Annotated in this window: 23 protein-coding genes and 1 riboswitch; of the genes, 10 read left to right on the forward strand and 13 right to left on the reverse strand. The window is 50.9% G+C overall.

Annotation, left to right across the window (positions count from 1 at the left end):
* Positions 1-15: 15 nt before the first annotated feature.
* From nadD to FJM74_RS10305, 6 genes are all read right to left on the reverse strand, one after another.
* Entirely contained in the window at positions 16-591 is a 576-nt protein-coding gene (gene nadD / locus FJM74_RS10280) for a nicotinate (nicotinamide) nucleotide adenylyltransferase (RefSeq protein WP_187262517.1), read from the reverse strand.
* 2 nt (positions 592-593) lie between these two features.
* Positions 594-1,172 carry a guanylate kinase gene (gmk, locus tag FJM74_RS10285; protein WP_187262518.1) on the reverse strand — a complete coding sequence of 193 codons (579 nt, stop codon included), beginning with the start codon at positions 1,170-1,172 and terminating at the stop codon, positions 594-596.
* A gap of 8 nt (positions 1,173-1,180) precedes the next feature.
* Positions 1,181-1,462 (reverse strand): zf-HC2 domain-containing protein, encoded by a 282-nt coding sequence (locus FJM74_RS10290; protein WP_187262519.1) that lies wholly within the window; start codon positions 1,460-1,462, stop codon positions 1,181-1,183.
* 27 nt (positions 1,463-1,489) lie between these two features.
* Positions 1,490-2,083 carry a sigma-70 family RNA polymerase sigma factor gene (locus FJM74_RS10295; RefSeq protein ID WP_187262520.1) on the reverse strand — a complete coding sequence of 198 codons (594 nt, stop codon included), beginning with the start codon at positions 2,081-2,083 and terminating at the stop codon, positions 1,490-1,492.
* Between the two features lie 178 nt (positions 2,084-2,261).
* Positions 2,262-3,281 carry a glycosyltransferase family 9 protein gene (locus tag FJM74_RS10300; protein ID WP_187262521.1) on the reverse strand — a complete coding sequence of 340 codons (1,020 nt, stop codon included), beginning with the start codon at positions 3,279-3,281 and terminating at the stop codon, positions 2,262-2,264.
* Positions 3,281-4,042, reverse strand: coding sequence for a glycosyltransferase family 2 protein (locus FJM74_RS10305; protein WP_187262522.1), 762 nt, complete (start codon positions 4,040-4,042; stop codon positions 3,281-3,283). Before FJM74_RS10305 ends, FJM74_RS10300 begins: the two co-directional genes overlap by 1 nt.
* 757 nt (positions 4,043-4,799) lie before the next feature.
* Between FJM74_RS10305 and FJM74_RS10310 the strand changes: the two genes are divergently transcribed.
* Positions 4,800-7,793 carry a two-component regulator propeller domain-containing protein gene (locus FJM74_RS10310; protein WP_187262523.1) on the forward strand — a complete coding sequence of 998 codons (2,994 nt, stop codon included), beginning with the start codon at positions 4,800-4,802 and terminating at the stop codon, positions 7,791-7,793.
* A 34-nt stretch (positions 7,794-7,827) separates the two neighbouring features.
* On the forward strand, positions 7,828-8,571 hold the full coding sequence (locus FJM74_RS10315; protein ID WP_187262524.1) for a LytR/AlgR family response regulator transcription factor: 744 nt from the start codon (positions 7,828-7,830) through the stop codon (positions 8,569-8,571).
* A gap of 186 nt (positions 8,572-8,757) precedes the next feature.
* Here FJM74_RS10315 and ahcY read toward each other — a convergent pair whose 3' ends face one another.
* A complete protein-coding gene (gene ahcY, locus FJM74_RS10320) occupies positions 8,758-10,065 on the reverse strand; it encodes an adenosylhomocysteinase (RefSeq protein ID WP_187262525.1) in 1,308 nt (435 codons plus the stop codon).
* Between the two features lie 523 nt (positions 10,066-10,588).
* Positions 10,589-11,272: a DUF4397 domain-containing protein gene (locus FJM74_RS10325; RefSeq protein WP_187262526.1), complete on the reverse strand. Its 684-nt coding sequence runs from the start codon at positions 11,270-11,272 to the stop codon at positions 10,589-10,591.
* A gap of 364 nt (positions 11,273-11,636) precedes the next feature.
* Here FJM74_RS10325 and FJM74_RS10330 point away from each other — a divergent pair, with 364 nt between their 5' ends.
* The 3 genes from FJM74_RS10330 (at position 11,637) to FJM74_RS10340 (ending at position 14,223) form a co-directional block, all read left to right on the forward strand.
* A complete protein-coding gene (locus FJM74_RS10330; protein ID WP_187262527.1) occupies positions 11,637-12,818 on the forward strand; it encodes a THUMP-like domain-containing protein in 1,182 nt (393 codons plus the stop codon).
* Between the two features lie 794 nt (positions 12,819-13,612).
* Positions 13,613-13,825, forward strand: a complete 213-nt coding sequence (locus tag FJM74_RS10335) for a hypothetical protein (protein WP_187262528.1) — start codon at positions 13,613-13,615, stop codon at positions 13,823-13,825.
* 221 nt (positions 13,826-14,046) lie between these two features.
* Positions 14,047-14,223: a hypothetical protein gene (locus tag FJM74_RS10340; RefSeq protein WP_187262529.1), complete on the forward strand. Its 177-nt coding sequence runs from the start codon at positions 14,047-14,049 to the stop codon at positions 14,221-14,223.
* 194 nt (positions 14,224-14,417) lie between these two features.
* Here FJM74_RS10340 and FJM74_RS10345 read toward each other — a convergent pair whose 3' ends face one another.
* Positions 14,418-15,815, reverse strand: coding sequence for a DUF6600 domain-containing protein (locus FJM74_RS10345; protein WP_187262530.1), 1,398 nt, complete (start codon positions 15,813-15,815; stop codon positions 14,418-14,420).
* 337 nt (positions 15,816-16,152) lie between these two features.
* Complete coding sequence (locus FJM74_RS10350; RefSeq protein ID WP_187262531.1) at positions 16,153-16,761, reverse strand: DNA-3-methyladenine glycosylase; 609 nt, start codon at positions 16,759-16,761, stop codon at positions 16,153-16,155.
* Positions 16,762-17,099: 338 nt separating this feature from the next.
* A riboswitch (cobalamin riboswitch) is annotated at positions 17,100-17,302 on the forward strand.
* Positions 17,303-17,405: 103 nt separating this feature from the next.
* On the opposite strand from FJM74_RS10350, the gene FJM74_RS10355 reads away from it, so the two are divergent.
* Both FJM74_RS10355 and FJM74_RS10360 read left to right on the forward strand, forming a co-directional pair.
* On the forward strand, positions 17,406-19,322 hold the full coding sequence (locus FJM74_RS10355) for a TonB-dependent receptor (RefSeq protein WP_187262532.1): 1,917 nt from the start codon (positions 17,406-17,408) through the stop codon (positions 19,320-19,322).
* Between the two features lie 24 nt (positions 19,323-19,346).
* Complete coding sequence (locus tag FJM74_RS10360) at positions 19,347-20,456, forward strand: YncE family protein (protein ID WP_187262533.1); 1,110 nt, start codon at positions 19,347-19,349, stop codon at positions 20,454-20,456.
* 222 nt (positions 20,457-20,678) lie between these two features.
* Here the strand turns inward: FJM74_RS10360 and FJM74_RS10365 are convergent, their stop codons facing one another.
* Positions 20,679-20,957 (reverse strand): hypothetical protein, encoded by a 279-nt coding sequence (locus FJM74_RS10365; protein ID WP_187262534.1) that lies wholly within the window; start codon positions 20,955-20,957, stop codon positions 20,679-20,681.
* 162 nt (positions 20,958-21,119) lie between these two features.
* On the opposite strand from FJM74_RS10365, the gene FJM74_RS10370 reads away from it, so the two are divergent.
* Together FJM74_RS10370 and FJM74_RS10375 are read left to right on the forward strand one after the other, a co-directional pair.
* Entirely contained in the window at positions 21,120-21,296 is a 177-nt protein-coding gene (locus FJM74_RS10370; RefSeq protein ID WP_187262535.1) for a hypothetical protein, read from the forward strand.
* 54 nt (positions 21,297-21,350) lie between these two features.
* Positions 21,351-21,584 carry a DUF2798 domain-containing protein gene (locus FJM74_RS10375; RefSeq protein ID WP_187262536.1) on the forward strand — a complete coding sequence of 78 codons (234 nt, stop codon included), beginning with the start codon at positions 21,351-21,353 and terminating at the stop codon, positions 21,582-21,584.
* Positions 21,585-21,662: 78 nt separating this feature from the next.
* On the opposite strand, the gene FJM74_RS10380 is transcribed toward FJM74_RS10375, so the two are convergent.
* A complete protein-coding gene (locus FJM74_RS10380; protein WP_187262537.1) occupies positions 21,663-22,220 on the reverse strand; it encodes a hypothetical protein in 558 nt (185 codons plus the stop codon).
* 299 nt (positions 22,221-22,519) lie between these two features.
* Between FJM74_RS10380 and FJM74_RS10385 the strand changes: the two genes are divergently transcribed.
* Complete coding sequence (locus FJM74_RS10385; protein WP_187262538.1) at positions 22,520-24,724, forward strand: B12-binding domain-containing radical SAM protein; 2,205 nt, start codon at positions 22,520-22,522, stop codon at positions 24,722-24,724.
* A 599-nt stretch (positions 24,725-25,323) separates the two neighbouring features.
* Here FJM74_RS10385 and FJM74_RS10390 read toward each other — a convergent pair.
* Positions 25,324-25,848: a GNAT family N-acetyltransferase gene (locus tag FJM74_RS10390; protein ID WP_187262539.1), complete on the reverse strand. Its 525-nt coding sequence runs from the start codon at positions 25,846-25,848 to the stop codon at positions 25,324-25,326.
* Positions 25,849-26,106: the final 258 nt, after the last annotated feature.

Below are 26,106 nucleotides of genomic sequence, written 5' to 3' on the forward strand. Positions count from 1 at the left end.
GGTTATGGAACATAATCACAGATAAAGCTTGTGCACCTTAATATAGGCGGCCACCTCGTCTGGCAGCATGTACCGGATGGACTTGCCCTGCCGGATGCAGTCTCTGATAAAAGTGGCCGAAATATCCAGCACAGGCGCCTTTACAAAAGAAACATTCGGAAGTGTTGTCGTGAGGTCGGTGGTGGCCGAGCCGGAGCGGGGGTACACGTATACCCGGTGGTAGTTCAGGATGCTCTCGTAGTTCTTCCACTTCGGAAACCCGGCCAGATTGTCTTCGCCGATGATCAGCACAAATTCGTAGCTGGGGTACTTTTCCTGCAGGTAGGTCAGCGTATCGATGGTATAGCTCGGCCTGGGCATATGAAACTCGATGTTCGACACCCCCAGGTCCGGGTTATCGCCGATGGCCAGCGAGACCATGTGCAGCCGGTCGAACTCGTGCAGGAGCGTGTTGCTCTGCTTAAACGGGTTCTGGGGCGACACCACAAACCAAACTGTGTCGAGGTCGGTGCTGGTGGCCATGAAGTTTGCCAGCAGCAGGTGCCCGATATGGATCGGGTTAAAAGAGCCGAACAGGAGCCCTACCTTCATGGTTACGCCTGCTCTGCGTTAAGAAAGTCTGAAACCAGCTTCTCCGCTTTGGCAAAGGCCTCCTCCAGGTTGTCGTTCACAATTACCTTGTCGAACTTATTCTCGAACTTGAGCTCAAACTCCGCTTTAAACACCCGGCTCGATATGCTCGAGGTAGAATCGGTGTTGCGGGCTGTAAGGCGCTTGGCCAACTCGTCTATGGAAGGTGGCTTTACGAAAATAGCCAGTGCGCTGTCTTTGTAGAATTCTTTTATACTTAGTCCTCCTTTTACATCCACATCCAGGATCGGGTATTTGCCGCTGGCCCAGATGCGCTCAATCTCCGATTTCAGGGTGCCGTAAAAAGCGCCTTCGTACACTTCTTCCCACTCCACGAACTCGTCTTTTTCGATCCTTCGCTTAAAGTCTTCGGGTGTGATAAAATAATAGTCTTTCCCGTTTTCCTCGCTCCGACCGCGCTTGTCGCGGGTGCAGGCCGAGATGGAGAAGTCTAGTTTAGGGTTCACCTGCAGCAGGTGCTTTACGATAGTGGTTTTGCCGGCACCGGACGGAGCCGAAAATATGATGATCTTTCCTTGCATCAGAGGTGTTATACGGTTTCCTGGATCCTGGTCTTAATAGAGTGAGCGAGCCGCTCGGGAACAATAACGCGCTTTAAATGGCCGCTGATAATGCTTTTCAGAAGCCTTTGCTTTTGATGGCTCTCGAAGCAGGGCACACACTCTTCAATATGGGAATTGAAAAAATACTGCTCTTCGGAACTTGCTTCCCCATCTATGACCAGATCTAAGATCCCTGCTACCTTCTCACAGTCTGTCTCGTTGCCTTCTTCAGACATTTTCTTGTACGCTTCTGTAAATCCTGTTTCCATCTTAACTTCAAACTCTAGTATTTTTTGTTAACTGTTATATCCCATACTTTTGGCATACTCCTCCAACTTTTCTTTCAGAGAATTCCGGGCGCGGTGCAGCCTCGATCTTACTGTTCCGATCGGTATGTCAAGTATCTTGGCCATTTCCTCGTATGTAAATCCTTCCAGATCGCACAGGATAATTACCGTCCTGAAATCGACGGGAAGCGCATTCAGGGCACTGGCCACCTCGTCGCCTATCAGGTCCTGCACGCTCTCTGTGCGCATGTCGGAGGTGGAAGCAACGCCTCCCTCGCCCTCTACGTCATCGGTGTTGTAATATCCTTCTACTTCGCTGTAGTCTACTTTAGCGGGTTGTTTGCTCTTTTTGCGAAACTCATTGATGAAGGAGTTCTTCAGGATTCGGAACAGCCATGCTTTTGCATTAGTTCCTTGTTCGAAGTAATCAAAAAAGCGATACGCCTTAAGATATGTTTCCTGCACCAGGTCGTTGGCATCATCTTCATCTAAGGTCAGTCTGTAGGCAAAGTTGTACAGAGGGGCCAATACAGGAAGCAGCTCGGCCTCAAACCGTGCATCTTTTTCCTCCTTACTCAGTTGTTTACCTGTTTGCTCGCTCATTTAATTAGAGTTTGTACTTACGTAAGTGAATCAGGCCTGTCTTATAGTACAAAGATATGGCCCTAACTTTATTTATCCTTAACAACGGACAACTATATAGGTCTACATACAAAATTGGCGCAAAAAAGTTACCTGCCATTGCTATAACCCCATTTAAGCAGGCCTATATCCTGCTTTTTTACTGCCCGTGCCAGCCATTTATTTTGCTCATGGCCATGGCAGGGCTAATCTCCGCTATGCAATGGCACGACTCCGGGCGCTTACGGCAATCCTGGCAGGCGATGGGCTTTACCAGAAAATCGGCATGCTCCCCTATCGGGGCCCAGCGCCCCGGATGCAGCGGCCGCATAGGCACGTAAATACCCAGGGCATGCCCCCCTGCCACCGCCACAAGATGCAGGGCACCCGTACTGGCCGCCACTATGCCATCGGCTGCGCCTGTAAAACTGATAAATTCTGACAGCTCGAAGCGTCCTGTCATGTCTTGTACGAAATCGGCGTGCTCTTGCAGCCAGTTTCTGATTAAATCTCCTTCTTTTGCAGTACCCGTTACAAACACCTGGTGCCCCTGCCTGTGCAGCAAGCGGGCCAGCTCGCCATAATGCTGCAAACTCCACTCCCGGGCGCTGCCTCTTGATTTAGGGTGCAGAATGATGTTCAACTTCCCCGGCTGCCTCTGATCCAACAGTTCCTGCGCCCATGCCGGCAAAGGGGCAATGCTGGCAAAGCCAGTATAGCGATGCACTTCTTCAAAAGCAGGGAAGCTGTTGATGCCGATTCCCTTCAGCAGCTGCAGGTTTAGCTGGCTTTCGTGTAAGTCGGAGTTTTTCCGGCTCAGCGCCACTAGTTTGTTGCAGGTGCGCCAATGAAACCACCTGTTGCGGGTGCCTACGCGCAGCGGAATGCCGGCACTGTAGGCCAGCTTTGCGATGGCTTTATGCGGAAGTACATGTATGACGATATCTATGGACTTTGCCCTCAGGAAACTTTCCTGCTCCTGGTATGGCAGGGCGAGCAGGGTATCGGCATTGATAAAATCATCCACATGTTCGCAGCAGGCAATTACAGGAGCCGTATAAGTAGACCCCAGAAAAATAAGGCGGCAATCCGGGAGCAGGTGCTTCAGCCAGCCGCACATTGGCAAGGTGAGCACCACATCGCCAATAGCATCTGGCCTGCTTATAAGAATTGTCTTCATCAGGCTCTGTTCTTGTTATAAAGGTAAAGCTTTGCGTATTTAACAAACACAGCATACGATGAGATTACAGCTATGCAGAAACCGGCAAACCCATCCAGAAAGCCCAACTGTACAAAATACATCTTTATAAATTTAAACGGAGGTTTCAGGAGCAGGGCCAGGATAGAAGTCCTTTTGTTTCTGCGCTTCATCTCTTCTAAGGCTATTTCTGTAAAAAAATTAACCTGATCCAGATGCTGCTTGATGCTGTAGTAAGAGTAGTGCAGCAAGTCTCCTTTTAGAATACCCAGGGTTGCCTCTGCGGCTAATATGACTCTGTCGTGAGGGTTCTGGCCGCCCCAGTGCGCCTTTCTGCGATCAAACAGGCGTACTTTCCAGTCGGGGTACCAGCCGGAGTGTTTTATCCAGCTGCCACAGTAGTTGGTAAGGCGGGCAAGCTTATAGGCGTCTTTGGTCCAGTTGGCTTTGGCTGCTGCCACTGCCTCCCTAAGTTCTTCCGTCAGGGCCTCGTCAGCATCGAGCGAGAGCACATGGTCGTAGCTGGCCAGGGTTAGCGCATGGTTCTTTTGCTCGATGTGCCCCACAAAAGGGTTAGCCGAAAAATTAACGCCATACGACTCACAGATTTCTTTTGTCCGGTCGGTCGAGAAAGAGTCAACTACCACGATCTCATCTGCTATGCCTGCCACAGAGTCGAGGCAAGGCCCGATGACCCTTTCTTCGTTATATGTAATAATAACAACTGATATCTTTACGCTCATCTGTTCTTGCGGCTGTGGCAGCAAAGGAACAAATTATGCGTGTTTATACCAATAGCAAATTGCCTTCTTAGGCAGAATTGAGCAGAGCGCACAGTAACGGAGAGAGACCGGGAAGCTTAGATAAAAGGTGGAAAAGGAAGGATGGAGTTACCTGTAAAACAAAAAAAGCCTCTCGTTTTACAGAGAGGCTTTTCCTTATCTTGAAAATGAATTTTTATTAAATTAATCTTCAACTTTTAGCCGTTTGTTTATACGGGGCCTTTGCTGGCATAGTTGCAGAAATTAGGAAATAATTTTCGTACGTGATAAAAACCCCTCCTGGTGAGGCCCCGTCAGGTATCAGCAATTGCCAGCAGGAGCAGCAGCAGCAAAGGCTCCGGAGGGCCTTTTTCATTCAAATAATTTGTTTTGACGTGCTGATTAATGTGCTAATGGATCAATGTGCTGATGTGCTAATTTTTCAATTTTTCAATTTGGAGATTTGGAAATGAATGACCTGAGCTGGCTACCTTACAAATCCCGGTCTTGGCTTGAGGCTCCTTCCCCAGCTGTGAGCGCTCAGCACCGGGGCTATGCAACAATATAGCTAAACGGTACCGGGTCAGGCAGCACATTAAACCAAATTATGTGAATGAAAAAGGCCCTCCGGACCTACTTTTTCTCTGCCGCCGCACCCACAACATATTCTTTTTGCAATACTCTTACTCTATATCTGCCGTACACGTACTGACAAATACAATTATCCGGGTTTCGCATAATGCAACACAGCCGCTGCACAGGGCATTGTTTAAGGTGGCTTATAAGGCTACTGCTCATCCTCTGTTGCCCTGTTTCGTTACAGGGGCAGCAGTACAATTTCCGTAACTGGACCCAGGAACATGGGCTGCCACAGTCGCAGGTCAATGCCATACTGCAAGACAACAAGGGGCAACTGTGGCTGGGAACGCGCAGCGGGCTGGGTCGCTTCAACGGCATTAGCTTCACTACCTTCACCAAACGCCAGGGCCTCAGCAGCAACCACATCACTAGTCTGCTGCAAGACAGCCGAAACCAGCTCTGGATAGGTACGGCCAGGCAAGGAATCATGCTGTTCAACGGATCGGAATTTAAACCAGCTCCCCGGGCCACCCCGCACCCGACAGGAAAAGTAAACAGCCTTGCTGAGGACAACAAGGGGCGCATCTGGGCTGCCACAGGCAACGGGCTCTTCGTTACAAAAGACAACACTTTTACCAGGAGCAGTCAGTTTCCTGCGCAGGCTTATACAGCGGTACTCAGTACTGCGGCCGGCGAAGTGTGGGCAGGCAGCGCGGCCAATGGCTTGCTCATAAACGGCGCATCCGGCACCCTGTCGGTTACGGCGCAAACCAGTTTGCTTCCTTCCAACAACATCAACTGCCTCTGGCAGGGCACCGACAGCAGCATTTGGGTCGGCACCAGCCTCGGAGTGGCTGTATTCAGGCAGGGGCAGCTCACCAATTTAGCCTTGCCAGCCAGCATCAGGCAGCCCGACGTGATCGGCTTTGCACAGGATGCTGACCAGAACATCTGGATCGGCCTTCGGCACGAGGGTATTCTGAAATACAATGGCAGGCACTTCGAACACCTTACTAAGCGCAATGGTCTTAAGACAAACCACATTGCCGCACTGACCAGCGATTCGGAAGGCAATATTTGGATCGGGACCAACGGACAGGGACTTCAGCAGTACCGCAACCCGTGGTTTACGCATTATTTTAATTTCGGAGAGATCAACGAATTCCGAGTCACCACCCTCTCGCAAGATACGCAGGGCCGCCTTATGATCGGGACCGAAGACGGCCACACCGCTCTAATGGAGCGGGAGAAGCTGCAATGGATCTGGCCTGGCCTCTGGCCCCGGGGCACGATCCTGCACGATATCCGGACCAACCAGGCGGAACTGTTCTGGGTCTGCACCAGCAACGGCGTCTGGCAAATTACGCCAGCCCAAACAACCCACTACACAGTTCAACACGGGCTGCCATCTAACGAGGTGTACCAGTGCCTTTCTGACCCGCCAGGCAACCTGTGGTTTGCCACCGCCGGGGGTATAGCCCGGTTCAGCAACGGCAGATTCTCCGCACCTTTTGCCCCGGCCCTTGGCAAAGTACACCAGCTGCACCTCGACAGCCGGAACATTTTATGGGCAGGCACCGAAAATGGCATATTCAGAGAGAGGAATGGCGCCATGGAAGCAGTGCCAGCGCTGAAAAAATTTAACTTCCGTGAGGTGTATTCCATTGCGGAAGACTCGCTCGGGAACCTGTACTTTGGCGGGTATGACCAAGGCCTCCTGATACTGGACCAGAACCTACAATACCCACGGGTCTTTGATGCCGCCAATGGGTTGCCCGACGAGAGCATCCTCAGCCTGTACATCGACAACCTGAATTTTCTTTGGGTCGGCACCAGCCGCAGTGTCCTGAAAGCGTCTTTAAGTCTTTACCAGCAGCAAAAGGAGCTTACCTTTAAGACCTATACCGCAAAGGATGGTTTCAGGGGCAGGGAAGTGAGCCGCAACAGCATAACCCAAACCCCCGATGGGACCGTGTGGTTCGGCACCGCCCGCGGCCTTACCAGCTACACGCACCGCCTCGACAAGCTTAACAGGGTATATCCTAAAACATTTCTGACCTCGATAGACCTGTTTATGCAGCCCGCCGATTGGCAGGAGTTGGGCTTTAAGACAGACACTGCTACCGGGCTGCCGGCAGACCTGCAACTCCGCTACGATCAGAACCATGTCACCTTCAGTTTCCAGGGCATTTCGCTGTCTAACCCGGAGCAGGTGCGGTACCGCTACCGGCTAATCGGGCTGCAGGACAACTGGTCGGGCATAACGGCCAGGACCTCTGCTACCTATGCCAACCTGAACCCCGGCAACTATACGTTCCAGGTCATGGCGCGCAACAACGACGGGTTCTGGACGCCCGCCCCGGCAAGCTACAGCTTCTCGCTGGCCCCTCCTGTCTGGAAACGCGAGTGGTTTATTACGGTTCTCCTGCTGGTAGTGGCAGGGGCCGTCATTTCACTTATCCGGCTGCGCGAACGGAACCTGGTGAAGCAGAACTCGCTGCTGGAGCAGCGGGTGCAGCACCGCACCCGTATGCTCGAAGAAAAGAACAGAGAAAAAGAAACGCTATTGAAAGAAATACACCACCGGGTAAAGAACAACCTCCAGATCGTGATCAGCCTGCTCAACCTGCAGACCCGCCACCTGCACGACCCGGAATCTATTCAGGTGATGCGCGCGCTCCGCAACAGAGTGCAATCTATGGCCATTCTGCATGAGCGCCTGTACCAGCACGAGGACCTGGCACAAATAGACCTGGCCAACTATTTTACAGGCATTTGCGAGAGCCTTTACTCCTCTTTTGGCACCAGGCCGGAGCAGGTGGCGCTGCACTTAAACATCCCCCATTTAAAAGTTGATATAGATTCAGCCATTACTTTAGGACTTATCGTAAACGAACTAGTTTCCAATACGTTAAAATATGCATTCCCTAACGGACAAAAGGGGTGGCTGCACATTAGCCTGGAGCATCATACGTATCAGACCTTCAAACTGACCATTGCAGATAGCGGAGTGGGAATGCCAGCTGATTTTGATCCTAAAAGCGCAACTTCCTTTGGCTTGCGGCTGGTAAACTCCCTGGTTAAAAAACTAAACGGGAGGCTGGAGCTTAAAACCGATAAGGGCGCAACAAATACTTTGTATTTTGATATATAACCTTACGTAGATAATACATGTAAGAACTAATGTTATGACAAAACCTAAAATTCTAATTTCAGAGGATGAGGTCATTATCGCGGAGGACTTGGCTGCTTGTTTGGAAGAGTTAGGTTATGAAACTTGTGCCATCGATTCAGGTGAAGACACCATTAACATGATCCGGGAGACAAAGCCTGACCTGGTGCTGCTGGATATAAACCTGCGCGGTAAAGCCGATGGCATCGACATTGGTTTACTCATTAAAACCGAATTCAAGATCCCGTTTATTTTCCTGACTGCCTATGCCGACAAAGCTACTATAGACAGAGCCAAGAAAACCGAACCAGACGGTTTTCTGGTAAAGCCCTTCGATCATAAAAGCCTGCGCTCCGCCATCGAAATCGCCCTGTACAGGCACGACCAAAAAGCAGAGGAAGCCGAAGAGACAGCACATCCCACAAATAGCAAAGAGCAGGAAGTAGCTACCGACTACATTTTTGTGAAGGTGAAGCACCGGATCATAAAAGTGATGTACAGCGATATTCTGTGGGTAGAGGCTTACGACAATTACTCCTTTATTGTAACCGCCGATCAGAAGTACCTGGTTAGCTCCACCCTCAAAGACATGGAGCACAAACTGCCGGCACAGAACTTTGTACGCGTGCACCGCTCCTACATCGCCAACCTCGACAAAATTGAGGCTCTGGAAGAAAACTCCGTGGTGTTCGGGAAAGGTGACATCCCGATTGGGAAATCCTATAAGAAGACGCTGATGTCGCGGTTTAATATCATTTAAAAAGGACTTAAGACGCAGGACACAAGACTTTTATAAGGTTTTGAAAGCAGCCGCCGAGCCTCCGGAGGACCTGAATCATTCAAATAATTCTATTTATAAAAGAAGAAGCCGGTGCAGTTGCACCGGCTTCTTCTTTTATCTCTACTCAGGAAAAGTCTTCTGTCCTGCGACTTGTGTCTCAAAAAACTAGTATCTGTAGTACTCAGGCTTAAATGGTCCCTGAACTTCTACACCGATATAGGCGGCCTGCTCTGGAGTGAGTTCATCCAGCTCCACACCAATTTTAGCCAGGTGCAGGTTAGCTACTTTCTCGTCGAGGTGCTTCGGCAGGGTGTATACTTTATTTTCGTAGGCGTCTGTGTTCGTCCAAAGCTCGATCTGGGCCAGTGTCTGGTTCGAGAAAGAGTTAGACATTACAAACGATGGGTGACCTGTAGCGCAACCCAGGTTTACCAGGCGACCTTCGGCCAGCACGATCACGTCTTTGCCGTCTATGTTGTACAAGTCCACCTGTGGCTTAACAGTATCTTTGGTATGACCGTAGTTACCATTCAGCCAGGCCATGTCAATCTCGTTGTCGAAGTGACCGATGTTACACACAATCGCTTTGTCTTTCATGCTGCGGAAGTGCTGCTCACCAATAATGCCGTAGTTGCCGGTAGCTGTCACCACAATGTCGGCCTCTTTTACGGCATCCACCATTTTCTTCACGGCAAAGCCATCCATGGCGGCCTGCAGGGCGCAGATCGGGTCAATCTCGGTAACGATAACGCGGGCACCAGCGCCACGAAGTGAAGCGGCAGAACCTTTGCCTACGTCGCCGTAGCCAGCCACCACGGCTACTTTACCAGCCATCATCACGTCAGTGGCACGACGGATCGCATCTACCAACGACTCTTTACAGCCGTACTTGTTATCGAACTTAGATTTGGTAACAGAGTCGTTCACGTTAATGGCAGGCATAGGAAGCGTGCCGTTTTTCATGCGCTCATACAGGCGGTGCACACCGGTAGTAGTCTCTTCAGAAAGCCCTTTGATGCCGGCAGCCAGCTCAGGGTACTTGTCGAGCACCATGTTGGTCAGGTCGCCACCATCGTCCAGAATCATGTTCAGCGGCTTGCGGTCTTCACCAAAGAACAGGGTCTGCTCAATGCACCAGTCAAACTCTTCTTCGGTCATACCTTTCCAGGCATACACCGAAATGCCAGCGGCTGCAATGGCTGCGGCCGCATGATCCTGGGTAGAGAAGATGTTGCAGGACGACCAGGTAACCTCAGCACCCAGTTCAATCAGCGTCTCGATCAACACCGCCGTCTGGATCGTCATGTGCAGGCAGCCGGCAATACGGGCGCCAGCCAATGGCTTGCCCGGGCCATATTCCTCACGGATAGCCATCAGGCCGGGCATTTCTGCCTCTGCCAGTCTTATTTCTTTCCGGCCCCATTCAGCGAGCGAAATATCTTTTACTTTGTAAGAAAGTTGGGTATCAATCATGTTAATATGTTTTCATCTGATAACACAAAATTAAGCAATTTTTTGCATAAATCCATAAAACTATCTCTATTAGTGTAGATTAATAGTCCATAAAAGTTCCTCGGGCGCTGGCTGCATCTACCTGTGGCTAAAACATTTCGGCAGCAGCAGATCGTACCTGAGCCAGGAACAACGCATAAAAAAGTGGCCGCCCGGTTAAGGCAGCCACTTATATTATTTGACGAGACAAAACATATCCTGATCCGATAAAGCACGGGCATACAACCTGAGCGAGGAGCAGCCATGATTTATGTGGGAGGGCCTTTTTCATTAGAATAATTCAGAAATACAGCCCCTGCTCAGCCTACAAGCTCACCCGATCATACTTTGTTGATAATTACTAACGTGCCTTCCATCAGAATTCCCAGCTATTTGGTGTCTGCAATAGAATTTAAAAGCAGCCAGCGGCATCGGAATAATAGTCACAGGCGAGGACGCTCGCACCATGAAAAGTTCTTATGCCGAATGTGCGTCTGGCATGGCCTTAGTTGTTCCTGATCGCGCCTGCGCCTAGCGTGTTGGTGTTGCCGGAAGCCGGATTTGCGAAACCTTGTGCAAACACGGTATAGATGGCTCCGTTCTCCAGCATTACGTTGGGCACGGTAAGCACGGTTGTGTTCGTTCCTGCCAACCTTACCTCGAGGGTATAAGTGCCGGCGTCTACGGGCGTAAAGGCTGTGGCAGATTTAAAGGCGCGGTTACTGAACAAGGTGGGGCCATTCTGTACGGCAATATCCACGGCCGGGGCATCTGGCGAAAGGTGCAGGAAACGTACATGCGCTCTTCCGTTGGCCGGGCTTGCCAGGTCATCTTCCAGTATCAGGGGCTCGATATTGCTTAAAGTGTTAATAGCGAACACGCTGTAGCTCCTGCCCGACTCCAGGTCGAGGTTGCCATTAATGACGGTGGTAGAAGTACCGGCCGCATTTACTTTTACATTGCGCGTGCCCGAGGATACGCTTAGGTAACCAGTGTTGTTCGGGTAGCTGAGGGCCGAAGTGTTTACTTTTTTATCATCTATGAGCAGATCTACGGAGGGAGCATCAGGAGAAGCGTGCACCACCATCACATTTGCGCCTGGCTGCAATTCATCATCGTCATCGTTGCAACTGGTCAGGGCAAATAGCGGGAGTACGGTCAGCAATAAAATCTTGGTCCAATTTTTCATAGTGTTCAATTTTAAAATGAATTTCTAAATTAGTTTCAGCTTTAAAACCGGCTCGTATTTATTTTGTTTAACATTTGTTTATTTTTTTTAAACAAAATTTCTCATTACTGCCTCTACTTCCTGATTTGCTATATTTGCAAGGAAGCACAGCATCAGAATTATGGGTTGAAGCAAGAAGAGGGTAAAATGTCCGGATCCAGAAACCTCATAATTGTTAGATTAGTTGTTAGGCATTGATGGGGAACATTTCCTTTTCAGAACTTATCTTACTACCCGTACCGGCAATGCAAACTTTATCGTAACCGGAGCTATATGGCCAGCATTTGCCCTGGCAGAAACAAAGCTCACTAACCCGCCATAATTTATGCGCCAATTTACAGAGGCCGAAAAGCAGTTTATACAGGAGCACCTGCAGGAGGATGTGCCTACGCTCATGCTGCAGGCCAGGCGCCACCCCGACCTGCCGGTGCTGGAGCTGGTGCAGCAGATTCAGGCGCGCCAGAAAGCCGCAACTAAACTCCCGACCTGGGTGGCGCACCCGGATGCGATCTTTCCGGTGGCGCTGTCGGTAGAGCAAAGTTCTTCTGAAACCACTGCGGCTTTTAAAGCTTCGCTCATAAATGGCCATACGCTTATCGACCTCACCGGCGGCTTTGGCGTAGACAGCTTCTTTTTTGCCAGAAGCTTCGAAAAAGTACTGCACATAGAACAGCAGCAGGAGTTGTCAGAAATTGCCGCCCATAACTTCAGCCTGCTCCAGGCCGACAATATACAGGCGGTGCATGCCAGTGCTGAGACATTTCTGAGCAGCTTCGGCGGCAAAGCCGATGTTATATACCTGGACCCGGCCCGGCGCGGCGGCCGCGACGAGCGGGTACACCTGCTGCAGGACTGTGAGCCCGACGTGCTGCGCCTGCTGCCTACGCTCCTCGAAAAAGCTGATGCCGTGCTCCTCAAAACATCGCCGATGCTCGACATCGGCCTTGCCCTGGAGCAACTGCAGTCGGTGACGAAGGTATGGGTGGTGGCGGTGCAGAACGAGTGCAAGGAAGTGCTGTATTGGCTCTCAGCTGCTCCGGTAGCCAGGCCGGAAATATGCGCCATAAACCTGCTGGCGGGCGGGCAGGAGCAACGCCTTGTTTTTGCGGAGGAGCAGGAACAGGCGGCTGCGGTAACTTATGCCGATGCAAAGGCTTATGTTTACGAGCCAAACGCCGCCATTCTGAAAGCGGGAGCCTACAAGTATCTGGCGCAGCAGTACCAGCTTGCCAAGCTGCACCCCAACAGCCACCTCTACACCTCCGATAACTTGCTACCCGATTTTCCGGGCCGTACTTTCCGCTGCATCGCCACTGGCCGTTGCAACAAAAAGGAACTGCTGCAGCAACTGCCCGGCAAAAAAGCCAATATTACTGTTCGCAACTTTCCCGAAACAGTAGCCGAAATCCGGCGCAAAACAGGTATAAAGGAAGGAGGAAACACCTACCTGTTCTTTACCACCGATATGCACCAGAAGCCCGTGGTCCTTTATTGTGAGAAGCCGTAGCAGGAGCCGCAGCAAATGCCCAAATGCAATTATTTGAATAAAAATGGCCCTCCGGAGCTCATCTTGTAGAGAAAAGCAGGTGGCTGGTGCGAGCTTGCCGCTCGTACCAAATGTTCCTTACGGCTACAGCCTAAAAGGATTGATCTATAACAAGCTGCTTTGGCCCCTTCTGGAAAGGCTTGATAGGAAAGTACGAGCGGCAAGCGCGCACCAGCGCAAAATTCAGGAAACAGAAGTATTATTTTTCCCAACAAGATGAGCTCTGGAGGCTCTGCTGCTGTTTGTCTGAACCTTAACGAAAGGATTCTCCTGATTAGCCTGGTGCCCGATTATTCTAATGGTTTTGCCCCTCCGGAGATTTCTGCCCCTGCTGCTTTAGAGAATGCAAGACCTCCTTTAAGAGTTGAGAGTGAAGAGTTGATAGCGTTTAAAAGCTGTTCTGGTAGTTCTCAAATCTGCTCATCTTCAAATCTCCGAAATGAAAAAATGAGATATCAGCACCTTAAGCAAGGGCTTTGATGCAGGCACCTTCCTTCTGAAAACTGCATCAAATTTTTATCTTCTGCTACTACGCACAATAATCCAACTCAAAGAGGCTCAGACACCTTGCTTCGGCCCCTACATAACTATAGTAATCAAGCAATTACCCTACAGCAGGATAATTACTATATTTCTATAGCCAGGATTATGCATTAAGAGATTATTCCTATTCAACCTCCACAACACTACACCCAAGCTTCTAACTACTAAGCATTTGAATCGTAGAAGCAGGTATACTCTTTAAACAAAATGCTATGAAAAACAACAAGCAACCAACCCAGCCGACACACCTTGCCGAGACAGGTAAAACCAAGCCGGCAACTAAGGAAGCCAAAGCCTCTACGCTGCCAGAAAGCTCCACCACTTCTCAAAGCTCTTCGTCTTCGGGACAAACGAGCGGCGGGGCCATGCCAAACATACAGGGCGCCAACCAGAGCCGCGAGGCAGAGCAAAACGACCTCAGGTAAAACCTTTATACCTGCAAGGTTACTTCCCAGAGACTGTCAGCCGGAGCACAGATTTCTCTTAAATAGCAATCATAAGTATTGAAGAAGGGCACAAAGCCCGAATTTGTAGGCAAGACAAACCGTAGCGATACCAAGGCTGGCAGACAGAGAGGCGGGCAGCCAAAAACCAACTGCTTTGCCTGAAGCCCGTATATTTTAGATGAACCAAACATGCAAAAGCTATGAGCCACGATAAAGAAAACAAAAAACAACAAAGCAGCCCTGCTGACACAAGCAAAGGCCAGAGAAAAGACATCTCTAACGACATGGAAAAAAATGCCCAGGGTGATAAAGGAGGTAACAACTACACTCCTCAAAACCGCACAGATAATGAGCAGGACGAGGAAAAGAAAAAATAGATATTAGCTTTTAGCTGCTACAAAACAAAAGCCGCACCTTATTGGGGGTGCGGCTTTTGTTTTGTGGAGGTCATACTATTGCTCTTCCAGATTAAAAATTAGAAACTCAAAATTAGAAATGATGGCAGCTTTGTTTTCTGGGAGCTTTAAAAGCGTTTCACCTTTCTCAAAATCAAATTAGAGGAGCATTAGGCTTAAAAATTTCTGGTCGGCTTGCCACTTCCGCCTGATGAGCGCTGCGGTTGCGTTGCCGCCGGGCGCTGGCTCGGGGTTGAGGATTGTACCGAACGCTGCGGCTGCTCCACCCGTTGAGGCTGAACTATACGCTGCGGCCGCTCTGTGCGCTGTGGCTGCATCGGCTGTTGCGGTGCTACCCGCACGGGTGCATTCTGGTTTATGATCGGTCGTTCCTGCCTTTGCGGCCGCTGGGGTTGCATGGCTGGTTGTTCCCGGCGCACAGGTGCCTCTGTTCTTACCTGGCTTTCAAGACGCCTGCGTGGTGCCTGCTCCTGCATGTTCGGTATCGGCTGCAGGCCAGGGCTTATCCGTTCGTTGTCGCTACGCACGGCACGCTCTGGGCGCGAAGGACTTGCATTCCTGGTTGGCCTTTGCGTTTCTGCGCCTTCGGCGGGTTGGTAGCTGCTGTTTAGGTCGCGGACCGGTGCGGCACCTGGTGTAATCCTTTCAATGCCTGGGTTGCCACCAGACGCATCTCCAGCCCGGGGATTAGGTCTTGTGCCGGTGTTATGCTCACGTATCATATTGTTTCTACCTTCGGTGCCCAAACCTCCTTCGGGTCTGTTCTGGGAGCCATCTACTGCGCCCCGATCCGGGCGTCCTCCGGTTTCTCTGGCTACGACACGGGCAGGGGCCTCATTGCGCGATGGTCTTTCGGAGGTTACCTCGGGTCGGTACATTCTTACAGCACTTCTGTCCACTACGGGGCGACCCGGTTTGTTGTCGTTGTTAACCTCGTACACCTGCACCCGTCTGCGGGTATGCTGCTCTATCTCGTTGGCACGTGGCCCATACACATAGGTGCGGTTGCTGTTATAATAGTAGTTATTGATAATGGTGGTGTTGTGGTAAACGTTCACTACACGGGTTCTGGGCACGCAATACCTGTAAATGCGCGGGCTCATAATATAGCGCCGTGGCACAAACACCCAGTGCACCATGGGTATGTTAATGGCAAGGTTAATATGCATGCCTGGCCCTAGCGGAGCCCATCCGTAGTAGTCGCCACCGGTTCGCCAGTGCACCCAGGCAGGTCCCCATTCGTGACCAGGAACCCAGAGCCAGCCATAAAAGTCGTCGTAGAGCCAGCGGCCGTAGTGGAACGGTGCCCAGCCCCAACGGTAATCCGATACCCAGGTGTTGCCGTACGCCGTCATGACCCAGTGCCCCCGCGTGGCGTAGGGCTGAAAACCTGGCTCCACATTGGGAGACCACACATAGCCGTGCGCCGGATACTGAATCCAGCGCCCATAAGGTGCCAGCTCATCGTAAAAGGTCTGGAACGAAACCACAGCACCACCCTGTGCCACTGCCTCGCCAGCCCCGAGCAAACTAACGGCAACCAATGCAACCATGCATAGCGTCCGCAATTTCTTTAGTGCTTCCATTGCCTTATATTTTAACTTGTATTACCCTTTGGTTATATAGAATAAATACCTTGCCAAAAACACACAGCTGTTAGTACTTTTACGGATTTGGATTGATTTTCTTTAAACAGATGGCTAAAAATCAGTTTCCGGATCTGGAATGTATGTCTAATTCACTACGAAGCTTGGTTTCAGCAGCTTCCATTTTCGTTATACCCATTATCGTATTCACTAACTGCCTATTCATTTTATCCGCACTATTTCCGGAAGAACCAAGCCAAGCAAGCCAGTTCTCAGCTTTCCCAAGTCAATATAAATATTTAAATTACTTCTTCCGGCTCACCCACTTATTCTCCTTCAGCCAGAAGCGCCAGGGCAGCAGGGCGTCATCTCCGGCATAGTCTACCCCGATGCGCGGGCCAATGGCAATTCTTTCCGAAGGAACCTGCAGGCCTCTGTCTTCTACCCAGATGGTGTGGCCGCTGAGGTCGGTGCCGTAGTGCTTTTTACTGATGCCGAGGGCGATGCTCAGCACGCCTGGACCAGCCGTCAGGTTGGGTTTAAGGAAAGGCATGTTGCGGCGCAGTTGCATTTCTTCTAGGCCCTCGGTGGGCTCAATGGCGCGAACGAGCACTGCATCGGCCTTGCCCGCCTCGTTGGTGATAATGTTGAAGAGATGGTAAATGCCGTACACGAGGTACACATAAGCCACACCTCCCTGGTGGTACATGATCTCGGTGCGTTGCGTTCTGCGGTTCAGGTGAGCATGGCAGGCGCGGTCGTTTTCGCCTGAATACGCTTCTGTTTCTACAATTTTGCCTCCTGTTACTATGCCACCGATGTTCGTGAACAGGTACTTGCCCAGCAGTTCCTGGGCCACCTGCACCACATGGGGGCGGGTATAAAATGTGGTCGGCAGTTTCTGTCCGGTCATAGAAGTAGGTGGTTGCTTTTCAGCTTTAATTATACTGCGACTGGTCCCTTGTGTTCTGGCAACGATTAAAAACAGCTTTTCAGGTCTTTGTCGCCTCTCTTTTTTCCGAATTATTCTAATGAACTGGCCCCTCTGAAGGTTCTCACTGCTGCTGCTCATTTATTATTTTTATACAGGGCACAAATTATCTTTACCTCGAAAGGACCTGAAGGGCTTGTGAATCAGTATTCATGGTTTCCTGAAATTGAAAGCATGCTGAAAACGCTCTGGTTTTGCTGAGTACATGACTCTGCCCATTTTTAATTTCTAAATTTTAATTTTTAATTAAACAAAATCTCTACCTTTGCGCTCAGATTGGTGGCTTGTACTACTGCCGTAGCACGGGCCTTAAAAGGGAAGCAGGTGAAATACCTGCGCTGTTCCCGCAACTGTATTCTTCTACAAAGGGTTAGTTCACAACCAAAGCCACTGTCCTGCAACCGGATGGGAAGGCGAACTAACTGAAGAGAGCCAGGAGACCTGCCAGTCCGACCAAATTTGTCGTATGCTTTCGGGAAAAAAGCGGCACGGCCTGCGCTAATACCAGCGTTCGCTACACCTGCCCCTCTACCCATGGCATGCTTCGGGATGTAAGCGCATGAATTGTGGGAAACCTTAGCAACTGCAAAGTAATTTTTTGTATCGCCTGCTGGTGCCTGGCCCTGGTGGCGGAGGCACAGCAGGACACCACGCTGTACCAGCTCCAGGCGGTAGAAATATTCGGCAAACCGGCCGAGGTGTTTGCCGCGGGCAGCCGTGTTAGCACCCTCGACAGCACCTACCTGAGCACCTACACCTCCACCACGCTTGCTGAAGCTTTACAAACCCGCACGCCCCTTTACCTCAAAACATATGGCGCCAGCGGCATTTCCAGCGTGTCGTTCAGGGGAACATCGGCCTCACACACAGCAGTACTCTGGAACGGGCTGAGCATTGCCCTGCCCTCGCTCGGCCAGAATGATTTTGCCACACTGCCATTGAGCGGCATCGGCAGTATAGCGGTGCAGCACGGGGCGGCAGGTGCTTCTTATGGCAACGGTGCCATTGGCGGAGCCGTTATGCTTACTTCGCCGGAGCATTCGGGCAAGGGATTTGGTATGGAACTGCAGCAGGAAGCCGGCAGCTTTGGCCGCTACTTCAGCCAGGCGGCCTTACGCTATAAGGGTGAGAAAATTGCCATTGGAGCCAGCGGTTATTGGCATGACGCGCAGAACGACTTTACATACCGTGACCTTGGCCGCTTTGGGGCTCCCGATACCAGGCAAGAGCACGCCCGGGTACAACAGCATGGTCTGACACAGGATATCAGGTGGCAGCTTGCCCGCAGGAGCCATGTGGCCGTCAGGAGCTGGTATACCTACACGCACCGGCAGTTGCAGCCAGCCATGGGCGCAGCCGACAATAAAGCCGAGCAGCTCGACAAGAACCTGCGCCTGATGGCAGAATTCGGCCACAACAGCCGCCTGGGCGAAACTAGCCTAAAGGCAGGTTACTTCTCTGATTTTCTGCACTACACCGACAACAGCAACAATTCCACTACAGACATTACCACCTACCAATTGCAAGCGGAGCAGACCTATACCCAGGGCCAGAAATGGAGCCTGCGGGGCGGCCTGAACCTGCAACATTTCGCGGCTGAGGTGCAGGGCTATGGCGGCGAAGTGACAGAAAACCGCGCTTCAGCCTTTCTGCTCTTCCGCTACGACCCGGACCCAAAACTTGCCCTGAGCCTGAACCTACGCCAGGCATTTATCAAAGGCTATAACCCGGCACCCACACCCACTGTAGGTGCTAACTGGCAGTTCCTGAGTTTTGGGGAGCACCAACTGTATCTGAAAGGAAATATATCGGGGAGTTACCGCGTGCCTACGCTGAATGAGCGATTCTGGCAACCGGGTGGCAACCCCAACCTTAAGCCGGAGCAGGGATGGCAGGCCGAAAGCGGACTGCGCCACCTGTATACCCAAGGCAACTTCAAACTAGAGTCAGAGGCGACTGCTTTTCATATGCTCATAGACAATTGGGTGCTCTGGACAGACACTGGCATTGGCTACTGGACTCCGCTTAACCTGCAAAAGGTACACTCGCAGGGCTTGGAGCTTAGCAGCAGGGCGACCACAACCATCGGTGAACTGCAGCCTGGCCTCTCCTTCAGCTATGCCTATACCGCAACAGAGCAGGTAAAGTCGTACGAAGGATCGGCAGCCGAACTAAACAGACAGCTGCCCTACGTGCCACTGCACAAAGCCACCCTCGCCACCGATGCCACCTTCCGCTCCTGGACCTTTACCGGCAACCTGATCTACAACAGCCGGCGCTACATCACCACCAATAACTCCGGAAGCATGCCAGGTTTTGCCTTGCTGGGGCTGGCACTAGAGCGGCAGTTTAAGCTGGGCACCGGCTCTCTTCACACCACGTTGCGCATCGATAACTCCACCAACACCGAATACCAGACGATGGTGAACCGTGCCATGCCTCCGCGCGCCTATACCTTCAATCTTCGCTATGTAATCCAATAAAAACCCTATACTAATAACTAAACAATGAAAAGATTTACTTCTTTGCGCGGCTTTTTAGTTGCCTCTGTTCTGGCAACAGGCGCTTTTATGTTTACCAGTTGCGACGACAAAGCTGACGGCCCAACCAACACCTATGCCGAGAATGCGGTGCTTATCTCTAACGAAGGGGCTATGGGGCATTCAAATGCCTCTGTCAGCTACTACAACCGTAGCAACGGCACCCTGGTCAACCAAGTTTTCAGCAAGGAGAATGACGAACAAGTGCTGGGAGATGTACTGCAAAGCATAGCAGTGCACAATGATCGGGCTTACCTGGTCATGAATAACAGCAAGAAAGTTGTGGTCGCCAACGCCAACACGTTCAAGGCTGAAGGTGAGATAGGTGGGCTGGAGATGCCTCGCTACTTTGCCGCTCTCGATAACCAAAAGGGTTACGTTACGGAGTGGGTTACTTACAACAGCAATGGCAGAGTAGCTGTAGTTGACTTGAGCACCTTAACTGTGACTAAAACCATAGAGGTAGGTGTTAACCCCGAGAAAATGGTAATTGCTGGCGGTAAGTTATATGTAGCCAATGTGGGCGGAAGTTCTGTTAGTGTAATTAACACAGCTACAGATGCAGTAGAGAATACCTTGGCTGTTACTTATGGCCCCAACAGCCTCGCAATAGATCGAAACAATGTGCTATGGGTGGCCAGCAGCAACCGCAAAGAATATGACCCAAAGGACTGGTCAGTGAGCGAGGAGCTGAGCCAGCCCGGCGCTCTGACGAAAATCGATTTAAGCACTAATAGGGTAACCACGACCTATTCCTTCACCCGAAACGCGCCTGCTCCTACCGGCATCACCACCAATACCACCAAAGACAAAATTTATTTTGTTTACGATAACAAGGTATACCAGCAGGATATAGCAGCCACGGCTCTTAACACTACACCCTTCATTAACAGAGGCTCCTCCTACCCCTCCCGAAGTTTCAGCAGCTTAGGCCTAGACCCGGCAAATGGCTATATTTATGCCGGCAAAGCCCCTAACTACACTTCCGATGGCTGGGTAGTGCGCTACAACACTACGGGTGCTGTGGTTGACTCGTTCAGAGTAGGTGTGGCTCCGAATGGCTTTACCTTCAGGTAGGCTATTTCAGTTAACAAAAGACGCTCGAAACAGCAGCAGAAATAGGCTCCGGAAGGCTATTTTTATTCAAATAATTCAGATTGACTGCCACCTGCCAAAATAAGAGTAAGAAAAGGAGCAGAAACCGTTTTAGTAAAAAGCGGTTTCTGCTCCTTTTCTCATTCAATTATAAGCGACAGCTATCGTGTGTCTTTTCTAATTTCTAATTTGGCACAGCCCAACCTACTCGCCTCGCTTGTCTCTTTTGCCATCCTGGTTGTAGGCTCCGCCGCCAATAGCGGTGCTGTCGGGGTGGTCGGCATGGTCGTAGTGATGCTCATGGTCGGCCGTGTCGCGGGAGGTGCTGCTTTGCTTTAAACCTTCTTCCGTTTCTTCAATACCACTTCTTTCTGTATTGGTATCGCCTGGGTCGGTGCCCGTGTTGCAAGCCGTGATACCAAAGCCCGACAGGGCACAAAATACGCCGGCCAGAACAGCTGTTTTTAGGTTCATCTTATTCATAGTTTCAAGGTTTCTTTGTTAACTTATTTCCCAACAGGTTTCGTGATGCGGCCATAAAGCCTGTTCCCCGTTTACGACCACAAAGCCATCTGAGTTAAAGACACATCTGTTGCCCCGCTAAAACGTATGCAGAAGACAGATACATAAAACAAATCAAAGGCTATGAAACAGAACAGCAAAGACAAGAAACCCCTACAACAGAACACCAAAGATGATTCTTCTGATATAGAGAAAGTAAAAAAAGACCTCGCGGACCCGGCGCGCATGCACAAGCAACCATCCGACACTACCCCCCGAAGCGGCAACGAAGAAGAGGAAGCAGAAAAAGGGCACGCCTGATTATAAAACCTGGTTCCGGCACCTTACCTTTACAGGCATTAAAATAAGTGCCCCATGAAAAAGCCTTTTGCAACCCAGCATCTGAAGCGAAAGCTGCTGGTAATCTCCATATTTTGCCTGCTGCTGGCCTCCGCCCTGGAATTGTACACCTTTGGGCTCCCCTCCGACTTTTTTAGCAGGTGGCTGCGCTCTTTTTTCGTGCTTTTCGTGTTGCTGGCTGCTACAGTAGTCGTAATTGTGCCGGGCGTAAACTACACCGTAAACAAGCTGAAGGACCTGGCGAGGTAAATTTCAGAAGCACCAGGTCTATAACAGAACAGACCCTTGCTCAGATGAGCACGGGCCTGTTCTGTTTAGTAAGCCTGCTTAGTTCTTCAACCCAACGCTTAGGTTAGCATCAACCCGAAACCGGATAGTGGTTTCAATGCCCTTTTTGGAAGGGTTCAGCCCTACCAGTTTAAAATTAACTTTCTTGTCAGCTAAGATCATTTCTTTCAAAATGGGCTCATCACGTTCTTTATCGATGAACTGCACATACACGATACTTTCTCTAACAGCCAGATTATACAAGTCGAGGGTATCGATGGTACCTAATTCTGTATAGGCTGTGGTCCCCTCCTGGGCATAATATAATTTCAGGTCTGATATTATATGAGATTCCGTGCCGGTGTACTGCAGGACCTGCGCCGCAATACTGTTAATCTGGAGCGCCCGCAGGTGATCTTTGTAACCTAAGGAGTCTGGTTTAACCAACTCCACCGGCTGTACCTTTACAAAGGCTTCCGAACCAGCCGGCTCTTTAATTTTATAATCGATATTCGACACGCCAGGAACTTTGGTAACCACCAGGTCCTCTAACTGGTCACAGGCCACAGCACTCAGCATCAGCACGGCCATCACGAATAATTTCAATGATTTCTTCATCAAGAAAAGGAAATAAATTTAAAGTGGATAAAAGTTGAAAAGGTAAGATAAAAGCGATCTATTCGATAGTTTTGTAAGTTCGGCAGCTGCTCAGAACCTGTGCACTTCTTGTTAGGATACTATCATTTTAACTTGTTAAAAGTTCCGAAAAGCCGCCTTTTCATAAATTTGCACCGGATAAAAAACAGCGGCAAACACCTGTATATGAACCTGCAGCAAGCTGCCGCTGTTAGTGCATCAGAAACAGCAGCAGCTTCTTGTTTGGTTCCTGCGTTATAACATTATTATTGCTATTTACTTTGAAGAATCCAACTATCCTGCTCATAACGCCTCCGCTCACGCAACTCAACACGCCTTATCCGGCCACGGCCTATCTGAAAGGCTTTTTAACCGGGCAGGGCTTTGCCGTAGTACAGGCAGATTTTGGCATAGAACTGGTGCTGCGCATGTTCTCGTGTGCGGGCCTGAAGCGGATTTTTGCAGCCATAGAAGCAGGCTCGTTTGAGCTTTCGGATAACAGCCTGCGCATGCTGCGCCTGAAGCGGGAATACCTGCAGACGATTGAACCAGTCATCCGGTTCCTGCAGAACAAAGACACCACGCTGGCCCAACAGATCAGCTACGGCCGCTACCTGCCCGAGGCCGCGCGTTTCGATCAGGTGGAGGATATCGACTGGGCTTTCGGCAGCATGGGCATTACCGACCGCGCCCGTTACCTGGCCACGCTTTACCTCGAAGACCTGGGCGACCTGATCAAGGAAACCATCTGTCCCTACTTCGCCTTCAGCCGCTACGCCGATAAGCTGGCCATGTCGGCCACCTCGTTCGACCCGCTGGAAAATGCGCTGCAGGAAACCCCAAACCTGGTAGACGAAATGTTGCTGGAACTGCTGGAGGAGCGATTACAGACAGTGCAACCCGGTGTGGTGGGCTTTTCTATTCCGTTTCCGGGGAATTTGTATGGCGGACTGCTGCTAGCCAAATACATCAAAGAGAAGTTTCCACATATTAAGACCATGATGGGCGGCGGCTATCCCAACACCGAACTCCGTACCCTGCGCGAGCCCCGCATTTTCAAATACATCGACTACATAACCCTCGATGATGGCGAAGGGCCCTGGCTAAAGCTGCTGGAGCACCTGCAGGGCCAGCGCCAGCTCTATTTTCTGCAACGCACCTTCCTGCTGCAAGATGGCAAGGTGGAGTACATAAACGGCTGCCTAGACAAAGACATTCCGCACGTAGAAGTGGGCACACCCGACTACAGCGACCTGCCCCTGACGGAGTACCTGTCGGTTATCGACGTGATCAACCCGATGCACCGCCTCTGGAGCGACGGCCGCTGGAACAAGCTCACCGTTGCCCACGGCTGCTACTGGAAACGCTGCTCCTTCTGCGACATCACCCTCGATTATATTTCGCGCTATGAGGCCGCTCCCGCCGCCTTGCTGGTAGACCGCATTGAGCAGATTATCGCCCAAACCGGCCAGACCGGTTTTCATTTTGTAGATGAGGCCGCACCTCCTGCTTCGCTGCGCGACCTGGCGCTGGAGCTGCTGAAGCGTGGCGTGAAAATTACGTGGTGGGGCAATATCCGGTTTGAGAAAACCTTTAGCCCCGACCTTTGCCGCCTGCTGGCGGCCTCCGGTTGCATCGCCGTTTCTGGTGGCCTGGAGGTAGCCTCCGACCGCCTGCTCAGCCTGATGGAGAAAGGTGTAAGTATTGCCCAGGTAGCCCGTGTTACCGATGGTTTTACGCAGGCCGGCATTATGGTGCACGCCTACCTGATGTATGGTTTCCCGACCCAAACCGCCCAGGAAACCATCGATTCGCTGGAGGTGGTGCGGCAACTGTTCCAGAACAACGTGATTCAGTCGGGCTACTGGCACCGCTTCAGCATGACAGCACACAGCCCCGTGGGCAAGAACCCGGCTAAATACGGCGTGGTAAAAGTTGGTCCTGAAGACGGCGGTTTTGCCAACAACGACCTCTGGCACGAAGATCCGCAGGGCACCAACCATGAGCTGTTCGGCCCCGGCCTGGCAAAGGCCATTTACAATTACATGCATGGCGTGGCACTCGACGAGCCCCTCTCCTTCTGGTTCGATTTTAAAGTGCCGCGCGCCAAACTGCCCCGCGACCTGATCTACAAAGCCATAGCAGCACCCGCCAAAACAGATGCAGAACGTAAGACTGCCCGCATGGTCTGGCTGGGCAACCTACCGGATATCGACTTTACCATGACGGCCAAGAAGGGAGAGACGCTGGAACGTAGCGTGCTCACGTTTTATGAAAAGGCCGAGGATTTTGAGGTCAAAACTACGGCAGCCATCGGCCAGTGGCTTTTTGATGTGATACAGGAACTGAGCGCCGAAGAGCCGGCCACTATTACGCTGAAGCAACTGGAGGAAAGCTATCCTGCCGATGCCCATCTCAGCTTCACGGAGTTCCTGAACTCCCCCGCCTGGTTCACGCTGCGGGAGAAGGGGCTGCTGCTGCTCTAATTCTGAAGGATGAGTGAGTGCCTGCTTTATGCTTTTTGCTGATGGCGCCTACTTTTTGTCTCCCTGGGCTCGACAAGGTTTAATAACCGGCGGTGCCTGTTTCGAATTATAAGTGGAATGAAAGCACGAGCTACAAGCGCGCACCAGGTACATTCAGGTAAATATCGTCGGGTCAGTTTGAGAAGCGAAAGAAGTCTGTCTGCAGGAATTATTCCAATCAAAACAGCCCTCCAGAGACCTCTTCTGCTTCTGATGCTGCTGGCCCGGCAACCTACGACAGATTTTACTTGCCTGTACTTAGCGAATAGAGCCTGGTAATTCAGTGCTGCCTTTTATACCATTCGCTTCCAACCTTTCTAAAACCACAAAAACTTTTCTGGCCCTGCTTCGGTTCCGGGGCGGACCAGGCCTTATAGCCCCAGAGGGCCATTTTGATTAGAATAATTCCTAATCCTTCCAATATCCTGGCAGCCAGCTCAGGCAGTTCCAATTGCAGCATCAGGAGAACCTTACGCCGGATAAGCTGCCAGCATGGCAAGCCAGCCGTCATTCCTGATTTTCATTTTAACCCGGGGGTAGCCTTCGCTCTTAAACACTGTTCATATTTTCCGCTGCATGTAATAGTCGAGTTGCACCTCCTTGCCCAGGTAGAAATCCAGTTCTCCTACTTTTACAAACCCGTGCTTGTGGTAAAAGCGTAGCGCCCGCTTGTTCTTTGACCACACAGTGAGCCACACTACCTGATGCCTTCTGCGCCTGGCACGCTCCAGTGCCATTTCCATGAGTTTTTCGCCAAGGCCTTTGCCGGTCCATTTCTGGAGCACAAACAGGCGGCTTATCTGTATGGGGCGGCTTCCTTTTATTTCCCTGGGTGCTTCGTCCCAGTTCAGCTTCAGGTAAGCCACAGGCACCTCATCAGCTTCTACTATCACAAACTCGGTCACGTCATCGGCCAGTTCCTCAGCCTGAAGCTCAGGCCCATACATCGTCGGTTTGTAGGAGCGCATGTCCGCCGGATCATTATATGGCCCGAACGCCTCCTCAAACGTGCGCCACCCCAGGTCTGCCAGCAAGTCGGCATCGTCTGTTGTAGCTGTCCGGAAATGATAGTCAGGATCTTTCACAGGCTGTATTGTAAAAGAGCATATACGTAAGTTCTTCCTCATGAAACTATCGGCAGAGCAAGATCATATTTGTACTGTATAAGTAAAGCCAAAGGATGTAAACGAGTAAAATGCCTTTGGAGGGCCTTTTTCATTCAAATAATTCATGCCTGACTTAACAGCTATCTATTATCTGAACAATTTTTATGGCATGAGAAATCATGAAATTCTAACGCCATAGCCGCATAAGATAAATTATTCTTGCCATAAACCTAACTA

The organism is Pontibacter beigongshangensis, assembly GCF_014332515.1.
In the GTDB taxonomy this organism is placed as follows: Bacteria; Bacteroidota; Bacteroidia; order Cytophagales; family Hymenobacteraceae; genus Pontibacter; species Pontibacter beigongshangensis.

Excerpts from the sequence above, each read along its gene's own strand:
- nadD (WP_187262517.1), bottom strand. The coding sequence starts at position 591 with ATGAAGGTAGGGCTCCTGTTCGGCTCTTTTAACCCGATCCATATCGGG.
- gmk (WP_187262518.1), bottom strand. The coding sequence starts at position 1,172 with ATGCAAGGAAAGATCATCATATTTTCGGCTCCGTCCGGTGCCGGCAAA.
- FJM74_RS10290 (WP_187262519.1), bottom strand. The coding sequence starts at position 1,462 with ATGGAAACAGGATTTACAGAAGCGTACAAGAAAATGTCTGAAGAAGGC.
- FJM74_RS10295 (WP_187262520.1), bottom strand. The coding sequence starts at position 2,083 with ATGAGCGAGCAAACAGGTAAACAACTGAGTAAGGAGGAAAAAGATGCA.
- FJM74_RS10300 (WP_187262521.1), bottom strand. The coding sequence starts at position 3,281 with ATGAAGACAATTCTTATAAGCAGGCCAGATGCTATTGGCGATGTGGTG.
- FJM74_RS10305 (WP_187262522.1), bottom strand. The coding sequence starts at position 4,042 with ATGAGCGTAAAGATATCAGTTGTTATTATTACATATAACGAAGAAAGG.
- FJM74_RS10310 (WP_187262523.1), top strand. The coding sequence starts at position 4,800 with ATGCAACACAGCCGCTGCACAGGGCATTGTTTAAGGTGGCTTATAAGG.
- FJM74_RS10315 (WP_187262524.1), top strand. The coding sequence starts at position 7,828 with ATGACAAAACCTAAAATTCTAATTTCAGAGGATGAGGTCATTATCGCG.
- ahcY (WP_187262525.1), bottom strand. The coding sequence starts at position 10,065 with ATGATTGATACCCAACTTTCTTACAAAGTAAAAGATATTTCGCTCGCT.
- FJM74_RS10325 (WP_187262526.1), bottom strand. The coding sequence starts at position 11,272 with ATGAAAAATTGGACCAAGATTTTATTGCTGACCGTACTCCCGCTATTT.
- FJM74_RS10330 (WP_187262527.1), top strand. The coding sequence starts at position 11,637 with ATGCGCCAATTTACAGAGGCCGAAAAGCAGTTTATACAGGAGCACCTG.
- FJM74_RS10335 (WP_187262528.1), top strand. The coding sequence starts at position 13,613 with ATGAAAAACAACAAGCAACCAACCCAGCCGACACACCTTGCCGAGACA.
- FJM74_RS10340 (WP_187262529.1), top strand. The coding sequence starts at position 14,047 with ATGAGCCACGATAAAGAAAACAAAAAACAACAAAGCAGCCCTGCTGAC.
- FJM74_RS10345 (WP_187262530.1), bottom strand. The coding sequence starts at position 15,815 with ATGGTTGCATTGGTTGCCGTTAGTTTGCTCGGGGCTGGCGAGGCAGTG.
- FJM74_RS10350 (WP_187262531.1), bottom strand. The coding sequence starts at position 16,761 with ATGACCGGACAGAAACTGCCGACCACATTTTATACCCGCCCCCATGTG.
- FJM74_RS10360 (WP_187262533.1), top strand. The coding sequence starts at position 19,347 with ATGAAAAGATTTACTTCTTTGCGCGGCTTTTTAGTTGCCTCTGTTCTG.
- FJM74_RS10365 (WP_187262534.1), bottom strand. The coding sequence starts at position 20,957 with ATGAATAAGATGAACCTAAAAACAGCTGTTCTGGCCGGCGTATTTTGT.
- FJM74_RS10370 (WP_187262535.1), top strand. The coding sequence starts at position 21,120 with ATGAAACAGAACAGCAAAGACAAGAAACCCCTACAACAGAACACCAAA.
- FJM74_RS10375 (WP_187262536.1), top strand. The coding sequence starts at position 21,351 with ATGAAAAAGCCTTTTGCAACCCAGCATCTGAAGCGAAAGCTGCTGGTA.
- FJM74_RS10380 (WP_187262537.1), bottom strand. The coding sequence starts at position 22,220 with ATGAAGAAATCATTGAAATTATTCGTGATGGCCGTGCTGATGCTGAGT.